The organism is Paracoccus sp. PAR01, from assembly GCF_014851995.1.
Lineage (GTDB): Bacteria > Pseudomonadota > Alphaproteobacteria > Rhodobacterales > Rhodobacteraceae > Paracoccus > Paracoccus litorisediminis.
The window spans coordinates 26,727-43,605 of the sequence record NZ_JACVAW010000024.1 but is presented as its reverse complement, the minus strand read 5'-3'; the positions used below and the strand labels follow the sequence as shown (position 1 = coordinate 43,605).

The following is a 16,879-nucleotide window of genomic DNA, read 5'->3' as shown; positions in this document are numbered from 1 at the left end:
AGACACTACAATGACGACCGACCCCACAGCGCCATCGGATACAACGTCCCGAGCGCGCTGCACTTTCCCGGCCGCGTCACCAGCCCGCCGCCATGACCAAGGCCGGAAACTCCGGCTTTAGATGGTCCAAAATTGGTAGGCAGGGCACTCTTGAATTGATCACATCAGTTTTTGATAGCTCGAAACCTCTCAGGCTCGATAGTAATCAATCCCCTTTACCGCAACATGTAGTTCTGGGCGTGCAGCCATCACCTCTCTTGCCATCATTTCCAAATATTCGACTACGTCCGCCAGAGACTTCCATGCATTTGTATCGGGGTGTCGCCATCGCTTCGCATTAGCTGGGCAAATCAGTAGACACCCTGCACGGCAATTGTCGTGCTGTAGGTATTTACCGACTAGCTGGTTGTTTAGAGCGTGCTCCAGTTCGCGCAAGCTCCATGTCTCTCTTCCCAATTCGACTGTTGCATAGCCGGGCATGGTTCGTGGTGAAGCCGAATATCTGTACGATTCTTATCGACCGCAACAGCTTCTTGTGTGAAATCAAAAACGCCGCGATCTGTTTTGCGCAGCCGGAAAACTATAGAGCTGTGTTTCGGCGTGCAACTTTGTCCCCTTGAACGGAGACATCGGCGCCGAATTTTGACCCCTTTTATTTTTCGTCAGTCCGTTTGCTGCGGGTCAGCAGACGGAGAAGGGGATGAAGGGGGTGGATACGATCGCGAGGGTCCGGCGGGCCTTCTACGTCCAGGGTTGGTCGATGAAGAGGATCGCGCGTGAGTTGCATGTGTCGCGCAACACGGTGCGGAAGATCCTTCGGTCTGATGAGACGGAGTTCAGCTACGAGCGAACCCGCCAGCCCTTGCCTCGGATCGGCCCCTGGCAGGAGCAGCTCGAGCAGTTTCTGAGTTCAAACGCAGGCAAGCCGTCACGAGAACGGCTGACCCTAATCCGGATCTTTGAGGAGATGCGGGCGCTTGGCTATGAGGGTGGCTATGACGCCATTCGCCGCTTCGCCAAGACCTGGTCGCAGGGGCGCGGCACCACCACCACCGAAGCCTATGTGCCGCTCTATTACGAACCGCGCGAGGCCTACCAATTCGACTGGAGCCATGAGGTCGTGGTGATAGCAGGCGCGACGGTCACGGTGAAGGTCGCGCATGTCCGGCTCTGCCATAGCCGGATGTGTTGGTGCGCGCCTATATGCGCGAGAGCCAGGAAATGGTCTTCGATGCCCATGACCGCGCCTTCGCTTTTTTCCGGGGCACCTGCACGCGCGGCATCTACGACAATATGAAGACGGCGGTGGAGGCGGTTTTCACTGGAAAGAAGCGCCTCTACAACCGTGTTCGCCCGTTCACTCGGACCGATGGCGTTCACGGCTCACTCCTGCAGATGTTCAGCCACTACCTGATTGATCCCGTAGCCTGCACACCTGCGGCTGGCTGGGAGAAGGGACAGGTCGAGAACCAAGTGGGGTTGGTGCGGGAGCGCTTCTTCACGCCGCGGCTTCGGATCAAAAGCCTTTATGAGTTGAACGCCTGGCTGATCGACAAATGCGTGGCCTATGCCAAGGCACATCGCCATCCCGAGCAGTCGGACAAGACCGTGTGGGAGATGTTCGAGGCCGAACGGCCCAAACTCGTTCTCTATGCTGGCCACTTTGACGGCTTCCACAGCGTGCCGGCCGCTCGACCATTGTCCTCGGACCAATGGTGGACATGGTCTCGCTCTCCAAGACCTGCTCGGTCCGGTTCGACAAGTGACGAAGATCAGAAAACGATCCGGGGGATCGTTTTCCTGAGGAACAGGTATTCGGTTCTGGCGACGGCTGTCGGGCGACCGGTCGAGGTCTATGCCTATGCCGAGCGCATCGTGATCCGGCAGAATGGCGTGATCGTGGGCGAACATATCCGGGCCTTCGGGCGCAGCGAGGTCGTCTATGATCCTTGGCACTATGTGCCTGTTTTGGCGCGCAAACCGGGTGCCCTGCGCAATGGTGCACCGTTCCGGAACTGGCTCTTGCCGCCAGCACTGGCAGCCATCCGGCGCAAGTTGCAGGGCGCTGACGATGGCGATCAGCAGATGATCCAGATCCTCAGTTGCGTTGCCGATGATGGGTTGCCCGCGGTGGAGGGCGCCTGCCGGGAGGCTCTCGACAATGGCGTCCACTCCGCCCCGGTCGTGATCAATATCCTCGCCAGGCGGCGCGAGCCCGCACCGCCGCCATTCCTGCTCACCCCAGCCGCGTTGCGCCTGACCCACGAGCCTGTGGCCGACTGCGCGCGGCTCACGACAGCCTCAGGAGGGCATCTCAGCATGGAACGCACTCAAGTCCTTGATCTGATGAGCACGCTCAAGCTCTACGGCATGCGCAGCGCCTATGACGAAGTCATGGCGAACGGGATCAAGCGCCAGCATGAGCCACTGCGTATTGTCGGCGACCTGCTGCAATCCGAGATTGCCGAGAAGCAGGCCCGGTCCATTCGATACCAACTCACGGTGGCCAAGCTGCCTTTGGCCAAGGATATCGAGGAGTTCGATTTTACGTGCACTCCGATCAACGAGGGCCTGATCCGGGAATTGGCGACGGGCAACTTTGTCGCGGATCAGCGCAACGTGGTCCTGATCGGCGGCACGGGCACCGGCAAGACGCATCTCGCCATCGCAGTTGCCCGCGCCCTGATCCGCAATGGCACCCGTGGCCGCTTCTTCAACGTCGTCGATCTGGTGCACCGGCTGGAAACAGAAACCCGCAACGGAAAGCAAGGGCGACTGGCCGATTACGTGACCCGTCTCGACTTCGTCATTCCCCGAAATGGACTGCCAGCGCCTTCGCCCAAGCTGTCGGCTCTTCGTCATTCTTCGGAATTGTTGCATGACAACTCGCATACAGTCCGTCTTGGTAGTGGTCCTTTACAGATCGAGCGCAGTACATACGGCAATCAACTTGTCGTGTTGTTCAGATGGCCTCTGCCGGTGCATCCCGTAAAGTGATTTGTTCTTCGCGGCTTAGGTCGTAGGATTTGTCTGCACGACAGATGGTGCAGTTTAGCCCGTGGACATCGTTTGGCGTGCTGTCCAGTCCATCCACGAGCTGCAAGAAGTCGCTTATCCCGATCAACGAAGGCACCATTCTTAGTAGAACATTCCTTGTAATGCGTTGTGGGAGAGCCCAACTCAAAATGGCTTGTGCCAGCTCTTGTTTTTTGTCCAGATTTCCCGCGGCCAATATGCCCCAAGACGCGTAGGTGCGATGATGTGGCTCCAATGTGTTGTCCAGAGCCGCTGCAAGCGATAGATCCGCGCAATTCGGCAGCAGCGTTAGCCAAATCATCTCTAGCAGAAGTTCCCGACTATCATGGCCAGTATATGCATCATCCCACAGTTCTCGAACGAGTTGGCTAAGTTGGGGATACGCTACGCGCTTCAACTCTCCGTGCCCGATGCCGGCGCGACACCATCCCTTGCCTGCGTATTGAGGAACGTATGCACGCAAAACCTCCGCCCTGATGTCCAACGATAGGGCACTGAGCAAACCTTGACGGAACAACAATGCTGGTTCGCGCTTAAGTACCATTCGTCGGATATCAACATGCCAAAGCGCTAGCCAAGCTGCGACTGGAGCCATACTTGGTTTGACGACCTCTTCGCCCCGAAGCCCAAGGCTTGAAGGTCTGCTTCGGAAATGCTGCACTGCAGCGATATCGCCCGCTGCGGAATGGCCGCTATGGGCTCAAAAACAACGTCGCTCTGCGCCACTTTCCTGTACTGACTGAGTGGAAGCTCGCTCATGCTACAAGGAGTAAAACGTAGCGATGAGTGGACCATTGGCGTCGTCAAGCAGGGGGTCGATCAAGCGCCAACCGGGCCAGGTCAGATCGACCGAAAGACTTCGAGGGCGACCGGTTCCGCAGACGACGTGGCGATGAGCCCGTTCGCAGCGGCTTCGCGAATTAACGCATCGAGAACTAACGGGCGCTCGTAGGGAGTGTCGCGGTCTGCGACGGACCACGAGGCCTGGAGCATAAAAAGCTCGGGGTCTACCTCGGAGCGATGCGCCAGAAGGGTAGCGTTCGACGCGATTGCACCGACCTCCCCAGCGATCAAGCGTTGCAGCGCTTCGCCCTTGCCCGGCTGCGCCCGCACCCGGACGCTGACACTTCGCCTGTCACCGCCGATATTGAGGCGACCGACAGTAAGATTATCAATTTCGACCCGTCGCAGCTTTGTGTGGCGCACAGAGAGCCGCCCGACCGCGAGCGCTCCCACGGCGACGGCACCAAGCGCGGCCGCGCCAAGCAAAATCGTGCCGAAAGACACGACCCCCGCCGCTGCCGCGCCCGCCGCGATGGCACCACGGCTGGAGTTTCTGAGGTCTCTTTTCTTCATCGCCACCAACCGGACCTCAGTAATTACGCCAAGTGTAGGTTGGGGGGAATCTTAGAACGACGCAACACTGAGTGTCGCAGCTCCACGTCCGAGCAAACGACAGGCCCCCCCCGAACAATGTTTCGAGCCGCCGGGACCAATATCGAGCGGCCGTCGCTATCACATTAGGGCGATTTGCGCGGTTTCCCAAAATCGTCACCCCAGCCCTATTTGATCGATAGGCGTCGGCCCATAGCCGACGGTCGAGCACTATTGATGCTGGGCGGCATTTCGCGCCGACGAGAGTCTGTCTGCGGACCCCCAACCGTCGGGCTGAGCAACAGTTGCTCGGTCACTCGAATATGGATAGCACGGTCCGCTAACTCGGTTATGACGTGGAAGATGTGACCGTCAGGACGATCGCCTTGCGGCGAGAAAATCGTCGACTAAGCTGCCCTTCGTTGCGGCGCTTTGATAGCAAACACCCTGACGGGATCGCGCATGATCAGACGTATATACTGCGCCAGTGAAACCTCGCGCCGGCTAACCGGTCGTCCGTGAAGTCTGTCCTGCACCGCCCGATTTCCTTCACAGTCCAGAGAGGATCGGTATGCCAGCTAATGTGTTGCGCAGGTTGATTGCGTCCCACGGCATATGCTCGGTAATGCCGAGCCCCACGACGTCGCAAGCCGCAGAGACGTCGCGGATGATGCGCAGGACCTGCTCGAATGTCATCGACCCAACGCGTTCGGCCATCACGCCCTCCAGCACTTGCCCCGGCACCGCGAAGCCCTGTGACCGGAAGACCTGCGGATCCAGCACGTCGAGGTCCAAATGCACAGCAAGGTGAGTGATGCTTTCAGCCCGGATCCAATCCAGGATCTGATCGGAGGATGACGCAACTTGATCCGTGCCGAGCGCCAGCAGTCCCAAAACCTCGATCTCCTCGGCTTCGTAGGGCAAAAGCCGCGACAGGCCAACCATCATCACCCGCGCATGGTCGAGCGGCACCGCGACTTCGCTCGCCATTTCGGAATCACCGCGCCCCAGCAGGTTGCCAAGCACCATGGTGTGCGCGCGCGAGCGGTCGCGGGGGGTCGCTACGTCGGGATGCGCGTCGAGCCAGAGGACTCCCAACTTCCCGTTGTGACGTTCGTTCAACCAAGCAAAGGGCGCTTGGTTCACGAGGCAATCGCCGCCAAAGATAACGACCCGCTCCGGCGCATGATGTTCAAGAACGCTGCGGATCTGTTTCATCTGCTCCATCAGAGCAGCGCGTCCGGCAATCCCGCCCTCTAGTGGCAGTGGCATGGCAGAGGGATCGGGCACAGCGATCTCGACTGTCCTGTCCCCGTTCTGCGGCGCAAGCCATGCAAGCATTCGCGCCCCGAGCGGATAGGCGTGGTTCTCGCCACCCTGCCATTGCGGCACCACCAGCCGAAGCGTGCCAGATGTCTGCGTCATGCGTCTTACTTGCTCCTTTGATTGCTGGTGGCGACTATACACGACAATCGAGCTAGCTGCCCTGCTATCGGAAAGCGCAACCAAGAGCACACGGCTTCGCCTGTAATGCAGGACGAAGTTGCCGCTCGTCGCGAAGGCCGCCGGGGCAGCGCCCGACGAACTTCTGGGACAAGTCGACATTCGAACTGCCGGTTGCCGCCACACGATGCGGACATTTCCACCCTTCGCCAGCGCAGGACTTCCAATCTCGAAGTCACGGGATCAAGCGCCCGGAGGACGGATGTTGCCACTCGCTGCAAAGGAAACGAAAGGCTGCTTTGGAACTAGCAGCCCAGTGACGTTCCGACTTAGTCGGTCGCCACAACCTTCTCTTTTAGCCTGCTCGCCTCAAGTTCGGCCATCAGCGACTCAATTCGATGCTTCCTGTCTTTGGCTTCGGCGATCATGCTGACGACGGCCGCGTGCTTTTTTGCCAACAATGCCAAGGCGTCGGTGCAGGACACGATGTGTTCCCCGATGCCGATTTCCACATCGGCGATCTCGCGCAGGGTGAAGCCAAGGCCTTGCGCCTGTTCGATGAAGCGCAATAGGGCGACCAGATCCTCGGGATAGTCACGATAGCCGTTCTTGCCGCGATCTGCGGGCGGAATGATCCCCTTTCGCTCGTAAAACCGGATGCGCGAGGTGGTCACGTCGGCAGCTTTCGCGATGTCTCCTATTTTCATGCGAAGGACCCTTGACCTTAAACATAGGTTCAAACCTTATATAGGCTGCGAACCGATAGCAAGGATCGCAGACATGTTCGACAAACAACTCGAATCGACCCTCTTCCAGCCACTCCTGCTGCCCAACGGACAGACCGTCCCGAACCGCATCGCCAAGGCCGCGATGGAAGAAAACATGGCGGATCGCCAGCATCTGCCGGGTGCAGCGCTGCGGGGGCTTTACCGGCATTGGGGCGCAGGCGGGGCCGGGATGCTGATTACCGGAAACGTGATGGTGGCGGCAGATGCGGTCACCGGACCGGGCGGGGTGGTTCTGGATCGACACCAATCGCTGCAGCCGTTCCGGGAATGGGCGGTGGCAGGCAAGGCGCAGGGCGCGCGGATGTGGATGCAGATCAACCACCCCGGCCGTCAGGTCTATGTCGCCACCAATCCGCAAGCGATCGCCCCCTCGGCCGTGCAGGTCGAGATCGAGGGATATTCGCAACTTTTCGCGCAACCTCGCGCCATGACCGAGACGGATATTGCCCGCGTCATAGGTCAGTTTGCCGAGACCGCCTCGCTGGCAGAACAAGCGGGGTTCGACGGCGTCGAGATCCATGCCGCGCATGGCTACCTGCTAAGCCAGTTCCTGTCGCCTCTGACCAACCGGCGCGATGACCCTTGGGGCGGTAGCCTCGAAAACCGCGCACGCCTCTTGATCGAAATCGTCCGCGCCGTCCGAGTGCGCGTCAGCCCCGGTTTTGGCGTAGGCGTCAAACTCAACTCAGCCGATTTCCAGAAGGGCGGGTTCGAGGCGGCGGATGCGATGTCCGTGGTCCAGATGTTGAATGCCGAAGCCGTCGATCTGGTTGAGGTTTCCGGTGGCAGCTATGAAAGCCCGGCCATGCACGGGCGCCCACAGGAGGAGACGAAGCGCGCCAGCACCCGCACCCGAGAGGCCTATTTCCTCGATTTCGCGCGCGACATTGTGGCGGTGGCCAAGATGCCTGTCATGGTCACCGGCGGTATCCGCCGCCGCGGCACCGCCGAGGACGCCCTTTCGCCCGAGGAGGGGCGGGAGGGCGTGGCGATGGTCGGCATCGCCCAGGCATTGGCCTATGCGCCCGACTTGCCGAAACGCTGGCTTACTGCCGAAATGGCAGTGACAGTTCCCGCAGTGCATTGGAGGCGGCGCGCGCTGGCGGGCCTTGCGACGATGGCGATGACCAAGCTGCAGTTGCGGCGGATGGGCCAGGGCAAGGTCCCGAATGCTGCGGCCTGGGCGCCGGGCGTCCTGCTGAGCGATCTGTTGCGCACCCGGCGGCGCAATCGTGGCTATCGCAGCTGGCTGCGCCGGCGCGGCGAAGAGTGAAGGAAGCGCCGGTGACCCGGCGTATCCTGCATGTCGTGAGCGATGTCGCGCATTGTGATGAAGCAAGTCTCGTTGACGTCGAACGCCCGACAGGGCGAGACCATGTCCGCCATTGGTCCGGGGACAATGGTCGAGCGCAATGCTCACCCTTCTTGTCGCCACGGCTTTCTCGGCCCTCTCGCGGTGTTGAGCTGGCTGCGGCATCAATTAGGATAGTCCGCCCTGCACTCTACCCTGGCGTCAGGGAAGCCCCCATCAAATGGAAAGAAAGGATGGGAACCAGATCAATTCCTGAGACTGCCGCTTTCGGCATCGACATCGGCAGGAAGCTGTTCCACGTCGTTGCCCTCACGCTGCAGGTGGTGTGATCCAGCGACCTTCGAGCAGAAGGTCTGCATAACATGAGCACCTGACAGGAACGAAACCGGTATAGGTCCAGCACGTGTCTGCATGCAGATCGAGCGCTACTCCTCATGAGATCAAAGCCGCCGCCGCTGGCCCCTCATGCCCGCCGATGTCCATTTTGGATCATAAACATTATCAACCGCGGACTTTCACCGTCAGTGCGGGCACGCCGGACATATACGGCCAGAAAACAGTCCGCGGGACTGTTTTCCCGGCGATTGGATGCGGTGCCTCAAATCCTGTGGCAAGCGGATCTCCTCCCGAGATTCCGACCGCCAGACCGCCGAAATCTGCATTTTCAAGTCCTTGTCGGACCCTCGATCTTTCCGCAGAAAAAGGGCGCGTAGGCAACTTGCGACGCACTCGACGAACCTAACAGTGAGCAATCCGGTTTCGTCGTAGTGTATCCAGCAGCACACGGAACGCGGGCATCATCTGGCGGCGGCTGGGATAGTAAATGTGATATCCTTCATAGGGCGGCGTCCACTCTTCGAGAACCCTGATAAGTCGACCGGCGGCAAGATCTTCTCTGACAAGAAGTGCAGGCATGTATGCATAACCAAGGCCACGCAGGGCTGCCGAGTAGATTGGAGTCAGGCTGTTGAAAACCAGCGGGCCATTGACATTGACCTCCATGGCACGGCCGTTTCGCTCGAACTCCCAAGCATAAATATTACCGTGCGTCGGTAGGCGCAAATTGATGCAACGGTGCTGCATCAGATCCGCTGGAACGGAAGGAACGGGTCGACCTGCCATGTAGCTGGGGGCCGCGACTACTATGGATTGCATCTCAGGACTGATCGGCATGGCGATCATGTCTTTGGCAATAATGCCGCCAAGGCGAATTCCGGCATCGAAACGCTCGGCTACGATATCGATGAGGCCGTAGTCGACAACGATCTCAACGTGGATATCAGGGTAGTCACGGGCCACCTCTGCAAGCGCGGGCATCAGAACTGTCTCGACGGCATACTCATCGCTGGTGATCCGGAGGTTGCCGGCGGGTTTCTCCCTCAGATCCGCCAGCGCTGCCAAATGTTCGTCAAGCTGGTTGAGCATCGGGGCGAAGCCCGACATCAGCCGCTCCCCCGCCGCTGTCAGGGTGACGCTTCGAGTGGTCCGGTTGAGAAGCCGGACACCAAGCTCAGCTTCCAGCTTTCTGACGGTGTGGCTAACCGCCGACGTCGACAGGCCCAGTTTCGCTGCCGCGCCTGTGAAGCTAGCCGCATCGGCGACCGCAACAAAAGTGCTCAGATCGTTCAGGTTCGGCCGTGTCATTATGAAACTCTGTTTCACACTACATCAAATTAATAACACGTAGTGCAACAGACGGTCCAGCCCTACATCTCGCTCTCAACGTAACGCCGGGTTGGGAGGCCCGAAGGCAAGGACCGTAGAATGCCAAACAATAGCCCACCCAAAACCGCCGCTTGGCCCGCAATTTTTGCCATTGCCGTTGGCGTGGCCGCGCTCATTACCGCCGAATTGCTGCCGGTAAGCTTGCTCACCCCTATGGCGCAAGGTCTCTCGATTAGTGAGGGCATGGCCGGTCAGTCGGTCTCGGTCACGGCCTTCGTCGCCATCTTCGCCAGCTTGTTCGTCACCACCGCGACCAGAGGCGTTGATCGACGCTTCGTCGTCATGGGCTTTTCGGTGCTTCTGATCGCATCCAGTCTGATTGTTGCTGTTGCACCGAACTATGCATGGATGCTGGTCGGACGTGTGCTGCTCGGCCTGGCACTGGGCGGCTTCTGGGCGATGGCGGTGTCTCTCGCCATGCGACTGGTTCCCGCATCGGACGTGCCCAAAGCATTGTCGATCGTGTTTGGCGGGGTGTCTGTTGCGATGGTTGCCTCGGCCCCGCTCAGTAGTTTCCTCGGCGGCCTGATCGGCTGGCGTGGCGTGTTCATCGTGGCGGCGGCATTCGGAGTCATCTGCCTGATTTGGCAGGCGATCACGCTTCCCAAGATGCCTCCCCGTGGGAGTGGTAACTTCGCGGCAGTCGTCGCGCTCCTCGGTCGGCCTGGCGTATGCTTGCCAATGCTCGCGATCTTCGCCGTCTTTTCCGGACAGTTTTCCGTTTTGACCTATCTGCAGCCGTTCTTCGAGCGTGTCTCTGGCTTCGGTGTTGAGGGTGTCTCTTTCGTGCTGCTAGTCTTCGGCGTAGCGAACTTCGTCGGAACGTCGCTGTCTTCCATTGCTCTGCGCCACAGTCTTCGCATTACTTTGGCTTTTGCACCCTTGGTTCTGGCCGGATGTGCGATCGGGTTAGCCACGTTCGGCACTATTCCCTTCGCAGTTGTCGCATTAATCGCGATCTACGGCTTTGGCTTTGGCTTCGTCCCGGTCGCATGGTCTACATGGGTGACGCGCGAGTTGGTCGATGACGCTGAAAGCGCAGGAGGCTTGCAGGTCGCGGTGATCCAGTTGGCCAATACCGCTGGAGCTGGCCTGGGCGGATACGCACTTGATCTGGGTGGCCCCTTGGCGCCGATCCTATTCGGAGCCGTGCTCCTCGCATTAACCTCGGTATTCGTCATCGCTGCTGTGCCGCGCCAAATAAGCAGGGTGGCTTAGCGGTATGCACCTCATATTCTCTGTCATTCTGCAGTTACCCTTAAGTACTTATGGGCCAGTCGTCTGCACCACAGGCCGCACCTGTCGACACGACAGAACGCGCGGATCCTGCGGGAATGGGTGAATTCGATAGGCCTGGAACCCAGTGCCTATGGCACCCATTCGATGCGCCGAACGAAGGTGGCGCCGATCTTGATGACGCACTCACCTTGTCAGAGGGAGTTGATCTGTGAACAACGAAATCCCCAATGAGCTGGCAGCCGTGCGGAAAACCGCCATTCGCTGCACTAGCACGATGTGTTGTCATCAAACTTTCCGTTGATCTCGGACGACGTGCCTGACAAGGAAGGTGCTGTTTGGCATGTCCTTGCGGGAAACGACCGGCTTTGAGGAAGGATTCCTGCGTCTGATCGGCGTGAACTGGAAGGTGCCCTTCGTCGGGCGATCCTTCCACGGAAAGACTCGCTTGCCCTCCTCAGTTCAGCACTCTCACGTCGCCAGAAGACGCTTGCCGTGACCATCCTGTATCGCGGCTCCAGAGGGCAGCTGCACTGCTGATCGACAGCCCCGGTACTGAAGTGAAGGGCGAGCGGCACGCCCGCAAGCATGGCATCGCCAAGCGGCGGGTCTGACGTAAGATCCACCTCGCGATGGATGAGCAAATATTGAACGTCTTGGCTGTTGAGGTCACCCGGATCCATTTCGATGACGGCCTATTCGGCGGGAGAACAGTCCGCCGGACTGTTTTCTGACCCTCCTCTTTGCCCGATCTGCTTTGCGAGATTCCGACGGGTGAGGTGATTGGTAGCTTTACCGCCGATGGTTCCGATCGCCGAGCGTGGAGCCCATGAGGTCATTCCACCCCGCAAGAATGCGCGGTGGGTAGGCCGTCGCCGTCGGTGCCGTGGCGCGTAACGAGGCCTTGGGGGCATCATAATACCTCGGACGGGCGCTCTGGCGACGATGGAGTCCGCTGACAAGGGCAGCGCCCATGGCAACGTGATCGGGCTATCGGGGACGCTTTGGGTTGGTGCCTTGCGTCATATCGCTCTCATGACTGGGGCTGGGTCAAGGGCGGCCTGTGCGGGCCAAGCAGCTCTGAAGCGCGGCCTCCCCGAGTTTTAGCCGCGATGCGGCAATCTGCCCCAAACCGGCGGCGTTAATTACTGTAAATTACCTGCCGATACGAGCCGGACTACTGCCAAATGTGGCATCTTCCGGGGAGCCGGTTGTCCGGAGGCTAGCAGCATTTCCTGACAAATCCAGCGCAAGGAGAAACAGGGCCATGACCCAATCCGACCCCAAAGCCGCCGTCCCGACCGCCGATGAGCTGCGCCTGCTGCATCTGCAAAAAGAGCTGGAGGAAATGGAGCGCCGCGCCAAGCTTCTCGACACCGAGCGTCAGGAGCGCGCCCGTGCCGCCGAGGAGTTCCTCAAGGGTGAAGTCAGCGAGCGTGAACGCGAACTGATCCGCCGCCTTGTCATGAATGCGGTCGAGAAGGGCCAGTTCGAGGTGATGGTCTACAGCTTCCCCTCGAAGCTTTGCACCGATAACGGCCGGGCTATCAACAATGCCGAACGTGACTGGCCCGAGACGCTGCAAGGCAAGGCGCGGGATTTCTACGACAGGTTCAAGACAAACCTGCAGCCAAAGGGCTACAAGCTGAAAGCGATGATCATCAACTTTCCCGATGGCATGCCCGGAGACGTGGGTTTCTATCTGGATTGGGCACCGAAGGCGGTGTGATTTCGGCTTGGGATTACTTGCATGCCAGCGAGGCATCGGACACCAGAGAGTCTGCCAGAGCATCCGGCCAGACGGGCAGGACAATCGGCTGCCTCTCATTGCCTGAGCAGGATTGAGTGGCGAGGTCTCAGTGAATGGTAGGCATCCCACCGAAACTATCGCCAGAAGAGCGGAAGAAAGTCGAACCCTCTGCTTGGCTGCGCGTTTTGCCAAGCCTGCAAGGCTATCGACCGGGATGGCTGACCTCTGACGTTTCAGCGGGGCTTGCCATTGCCGCTGTGGGCATTCCCAGCGCCATCGCCTATCCGGCAATTGCCGGGTTGCCCCCTGAAACCGGGATTTATGCCAGTATCGGGTCGGTGATCGGCTATGCGCTGCTTGGTCCCTCACGTCGGCTGATTGTTGGGCCGGATGCCGCGACCATGGCCGTCATGGCGGCGGTGCTGGCGACAGTCCTTCAGCAAATGCCGGGATTGTCGCAGGCCGATCTTGTCGGCGCAGCATCGCTGCTGTCGATCGGCGTCGGTCTCATCTGCTTTGCGGCCAGCGCATTGAAGCTGGGCAATATCGCGAGCTTGCTTTCACGGCCGATCCTCGCTGGTTTCTTCATCGGCGTGGCGATCTCGATCATCATCGGCCAAATCGGCCGCGTGACCGGGCTCAAGATCGAATCCGACGGGCTGGTCGGGCCATTGACCGAGTTGATACAGAAGGCGCACAGCATCCACTGGCCTTCGCTTCTGCTTGCCCTCATCATGTTCGCGATCCTGCAATTTGTCAGGATGCGACCGGTGGGCATACCCGGTCCGGTGATTGTCGTCGCCCTGTCCGGGCTGCTATCCGCAATCTTCAATTTCGAGGCCAAGGGGATCAGGATCGTCGGAAACCTGCCGACCGGACTGCCATCTATCGGTTTCCCGGTTCATTCCGGGCTACCCTTTGATGATCTGATGCTGGGCGCGGCGGCGATTTTTGTCGTCAGCTTCGGCGCCGGCATCATAACGGCGCGCAGCTTTGCCGCCCGAACTGGCGAGGACGTGGACCCCAATGCCGAACTGCGTGGTTTTGGCGCGGCAAACATCGTGTCCGGCCTTCTGGGCGGATTTGCGGTCACGTCATCGGATTCCCGAACGGCCGTTAACCTCTCGGTCGGTGGAAAGACCCAGCTTGCCGGGCTGGCGGCGGCGATTGTGCTGGCCATCGCTGTCGCCTTCTTTGCCAGCTATCTGCGGATCCTGCCGATCCCGGCGCTGGGGGCAATCCTGATTGCCGCGGCGCTGAGCGTGATCGACCTCGACGGATTGCGACAGATATGGCGCATCAGCCGGGTCGAATTCGGCTTTGCCTTGATCGCCATGGCCGGCGCGATCAGTTTCGGCGTGTTGCAAGGGGTCGTCGTGGCGATCATCGCTACCTTTGTCTACGTCATCCTCAAGGAGATCCAGCCAAGGGTGGCATTGCTGGGGCAGATCCCCGGACGGTTGGGGTTCTACAAGCTGCACCGCTCAGCCGATGTGCAGCCTGTTGCCGGGCTTCTGATCTGTTTTGTTCAGGGCAATCTGTTGTTTTTCAATACAGATCACGTCGATGGCCAGCTTCGCGAGATCATTGCCGAACACGCCCCCGACACACGCTGGCTGATCATTGACGCCTCGGCGATAACGCAGATCGACAGCACCGCGATTGCCATGCTTGAGGACATGCATCGCGATCTTGAGGGACTTGGTATCCGGATGGGCCTAAGCGAGGTGCAATCAAGCGTTTGGACGCTGCTTGAGCGCTGCCGGTTCAGCTCGCGACTTGGTCCGGCGATGATCTTTGACGATTTGGATGACGCGCTGCGCGCCTTCAGGGCCGCGGCACCTGAAGCGGCGGACGCAAGGAATGAACCAGCGCCCGCGTAATCGACGAACAGGAGAAGGTCATGGGCAAGAAGAAGGACATCCCGGTCGACACAGTACAAGCGGATCAGGGGGCCAAGCTTGATCGCAAGACCTACGAGAAAGAGATCGCCCGCCTTCAGGTCGAACTTGCCCATCTGCAGGCTTGGGTCAAACACAGCGGGGCGCGCATCGTGGTGATCTTCGAAGGTCGTGACGCGGCAGGCAAAGGTGGCTTGATCAAGCGCATCACGGAAAGGGTCAGTCCGCGGGTGTTTCGCGTCGTGGCCCTGCCGGCGCCGAGCGATCGCGAAAAATCGCAGATATTCATGCAGCGCTATATCAGTCAGCTTCCGGCCGCCGGAGAGATCGTGATCTTCGACCGAAGCTGGTACAATCGCCCTGGTGTCGAGCGCGTGATGGGCTTTACCCCTGAAGCCAAGGTCAAAAACTTTCTGAAAGGTCTGCCTCAACTGGAAGCCTGGCTGGTCGGGTCGGGGGTGATCCTGTTGAAATACTTCCTTGATGTCTCGGAGGAAGAACAGGAGCGACGCTTCCGCCAGCGCGTCGAGGACCCCGTGCGGCAATGGAAACTCAGCCCGATGGATGTCGAATCCTACCGTCGCTGGTGGGATTATACTGCGGCCTATTCCGAGATGATCCGCATGACCGACACCGAGCAGGCACCGTGGTGGGTCATCGACTCAAACGACAAGAAACGCGCGAGGATCAATGCGATCACACATCTGCTGGCGTCCATCCCCTATGAGAGGGTCAAGTTCAGGAAGCCCGAATTCGGAAAGCGACAGGAGCGGCCGAAAGGCTTCGCCAAGGATATCCTGTTTCGCAATGTCGTGCCAAACGTGACCTGACGCTATGCAGGCGTAAACAGGGATGGCACCTGATCAGCTGGGGCTTGAAGCGCCCATTCCGAGGTGCCGTTTTTCGATGTCACGACGCTGGTGTACCGCCTCATAGGCCATACGCTTGGCCGAATGCGCGCCGGACATGCTGGCGATCCGGCACTTGTCCGGTTGGCAACCACGATCACGTCGTCATGCTTTACCGGGGGCACGGAACATCGCCCCATAACGCTTCTTCATCAGCCCGTAAGCTTCGCAAGCATTTCGGAATCCACTACTGCAAGCGCCTTGTTGCGATAGCGCTTGTCCAGCGTCACATCCATGCCGAACCAGTCCGGCGGCACGAAAGCCTCCGCAGCGGCCTCCGAAGGAAACTCCACCTCGACGGTCATCAGCGACTTCAATGCCCCGGCATAGATGTCGAGGTCATAGGTCTGACCACCGGGAAGCCCGCCCTTGAAGCGGGTCTTTTCCACCCGCCGACCCTCGGTTTCCGGCCAAAGCGCCTCGAATTGCGCGGCGGTGATCGCCACCTCGCGCTCGGAACGGACAAGGCCCTCACCGCCCTTGATCGAAAGGAAATGGTTTTCGTCGGATTGGCGCAGCCGCAACTCGATAGAATCCTCGGAGGAGGTGACATAGCCCTGCCGGATCTCGGCTGACGGGACGCCGTCGAGGTCGGGCAGGACGCGTAGCAGGAATTTGCGCTCAATTTCCAGCGGTCGGTCAGTCATCCGTCGTTTCCTTCCATGCGCGCGCGCAATTCGCGCTGTAGTTCGTCATAGGCTTTTGCTGCCGGGCGCGTCTGGGCGAAGGTCGAGACGGGCGCGCGATGTGTGCCCATCCGCTCGATATCGGTTGAGAACGGGACTTCGACCGCGAGAAACCGATCAGGATAGGTTTCTCGCATGCGGGCCATGGTCTCGGCATGCAATGTCTTTTGCTTCTGCACCATCGAGAAGAAGGCCACGACCTTCATCTTGTCGGCCTGTGCATGGTCATCGAGGAAATCGAGAAGCTGCTCGAAGGTCCGCTCGGACAGTGTCGTCGGGATGACCGGGACGACGATGTGATCGGCGGCCTCGAAGACGTTCTCTGCCAGCATCGAGATGTTCGGTGGGCAGTCCAGCAGGACAATGTCGTAATCCCCCGCCACGGATTTCAGTGATCGGCCGAGCCGTTCGCGGTTGTGCTTCATGCGGGACAGAAAGACGTCGAAATCACGGAAGCTCATGTTGGCGGGCAGGATGTCGAGATTGTCGAAATCGCTGCCGCGGATCGCCTTGGCAAAGCGTTCGGCATCCTTGAAGAAGGCCTCATCCAGCAGCTTCTTCGAGGGTTTGACGCGGAAATAAAATCCCGACGCCCCCTGCGGGTCCAGGTCGCACAGAAGCACCCGCGCGCCAGACCGGGCAAAAGCATGGGCAAGGTTCACCGCTGTCGCCGTTTTGCCGACGCCGCCCTTGTTGCTGTAACAGGCGATAATCTTCACA

Annotated in this window: 11 protein-coding genes and 5 pseudogenes; 10 read left to right on the top strand and 6 right to left on the bottom strand. The window is 59.6% G+C overall.

The annotated features are described in order from the left end of the window. The first annotated feature begins 700 nt into the window (after window positions 1–700). Both istA and IB235_RS21740 read left to right on the top strand, forming a co-directional pair. A pseudogene (gene istA, locus IB235_RS21745) lies at window positions 701–2,342 on the top strand (IS21 family transposase). Further along, a pseudogene (locus IB235_RS21740) lies at window positions 2,320–2,811 on the top strand (ATP-binding protein); the annotation flags it as partial. The pseudogenes istA and IB235_RS21740, both read left to right, overlap by 23 nt. A gap of 1,065 nt (window positions 2,812–3,876) precedes the next feature. Here the strand turns inward: IB235_RS21740 and IB235_RS21735 are convergent. The 3 genes from IB235_RS21735 to IB235_RS21725 form a co-directional block, all read right to left on the bottom strand. Beyond that, window positions 3,877–4,398: a hypothetical protein gene (locus tag IB235_RS21735; RefSeq protein ID WP_155042192.1), complete on the bottom strand. Its 522-nt coding sequence runs from the start codon at window positions 4,396–4,398 to the stop codon at window positions 3,877–3,879. A gap of 561 nt (window positions 4,399–4,959) precedes the next feature. Next, window positions 4,960–5,835: an arginase family protein gene (locus IB235_RS21730; protein WP_192338509.1), complete on the bottom strand. Its 876-nt coding sequence runs from the start codon at window positions 5,833–5,835 to the stop codon at window positions 4,960–4,962. Window positions 5,836–6,182: 347 nt separating this feature from the next. Further along, window positions 6,183–6,560, bottom strand: a complete 378-nt coding sequence (locus IB235_RS21725; RefSeq protein WP_192338508.1) for a MerR family transcriptional regulator — start codon at window positions 6,558–6,560, stop codon at window positions 6,183–6,185. 73 nt (window positions 6,561–6,633) lie between these two features. On the opposite strand from IB235_RS21725, the gene IB235_RS21720 reads away from it, so the two are divergent. Beyond that, entirely contained in the window at window positions 6,634–7,914 is a 1,281-nt protein-coding gene (locus IB235_RS21720) for an NADH:flavin oxidoreductase/NADH oxidase family protein (protein WP_192338507.1), read from the top strand. A 627-nt stretch (window positions 7,915–8,541) separates the two neighbouring features. Beyond that, window positions 8,542–8,721: pseudogene (locus IB235_RS25345) on the top strand (hypothetical protein); the annotation flags it as partial. Here the strand turns inward: IB235_RS25345 and IB235_RS21715 are convergent. Then, window positions 8,692–9,597: a LysR family transcriptional regulator gene (locus tag IB235_RS21715; protein WP_192338506.1), complete on the bottom strand. Its 906-nt coding sequence runs from the start codon at window positions 9,595–9,597 to the stop codon at window positions 8,692–8,694. The pseudogene IB235_RS25345 and the gene IB235_RS21715 sit on opposite strands and share 30 nt — an antisense overlap. Window positions 9,598–9,717: 120 nt before the next feature. Between IB235_RS21715 and IB235_RS21710 the strand changes: the two genes are divergently transcribed. From IB235_RS21710 to ppk2, 6 genes and pseudogenes are all read left to right on the top strand, one after another. Next, window positions 9,718–10,896: an MFS transporter gene (locus IB235_RS21710; RefSeq protein WP_192338505.1), complete on the top strand. Its 1,179-nt coding sequence runs from the start codon at window positions 9,718–9,720 to the stop codon at window positions 10,894–10,896. A 42-nt stretch (window positions 10,897–10,938) separates the two neighbouring features. Further along, window positions 10,939–11,088 (top strand): annotated as a pseudogene (locus IB235_RS25340) (integrase); the annotation flags it as partial. A gap of 139 nt (window positions 11,089–11,227) precedes the next feature. Then, window positions 11,228–11,896 (top strand): annotated as a pseudogene (locus tag IB235_RS25335) (transposase); the annotation flags it as partial. Between the two features lie 285 nt (window positions 11,897–12,181). Continuing rightward, entirely contained in the window at window positions 12,182–12,643 is a 462-nt protein-coding gene (locus IB235_RS21700) for a histidine kinase (protein WP_192338504.1), read from the top strand. Between the two features lie 134 nt (window positions 12,644–12,777). Then, window positions 12,778–14,547, top strand: coding sequence for a SulP family inorganic anion transporter (locus IB235_RS21695; RefSeq protein ID WP_192338503.1), 1,770 nt, complete (start codon window positions 12,778–12,780; stop codon window positions 14,545–14,547). 20 nt (window positions 14,548–14,567) lie between these two features. After that, window positions 14,568–15,395 carry a polyphosphate kinase 2 gene (ppk2, locus tag IB235_RS21690; RefSeq protein WP_192338502.1) on the top strand — a complete coding sequence of 276 codons (828 nt, stop codon included), beginning with the start codon at window positions 14,568–14,570 and terminating at the stop codon, window positions 15,393–15,395. A gap of 230 nt (window positions 15,396–15,625) precedes the next feature. On the opposite strand, the gene IB235_RS21685 is transcribed toward ppk2, so the two are convergent. Continuing rightward, a complete protein-coding gene (locus IB235_RS21685) occupies window positions 15,626–16,120 on the bottom strand; it encodes a CYTH domain-containing protein (protein ID WP_192338501.1) in 495 nt (164 codons plus the stop codon). Next, a complete protein-coding gene (locus IB235_RS21680) occupies window positions 16,117–16,878 on the bottom strand; it encodes an AAA family ATPase (RefSeq protein ID WP_192338500.1) in 762 nt (253 codons plus the stop codon). Before IB235_RS21680 ends, IB235_RS21685 begins: the two co-directional genes overlap by 4 nt. Between the last annotated feature and the right edge of the window lies 1 nt (window position 16,879).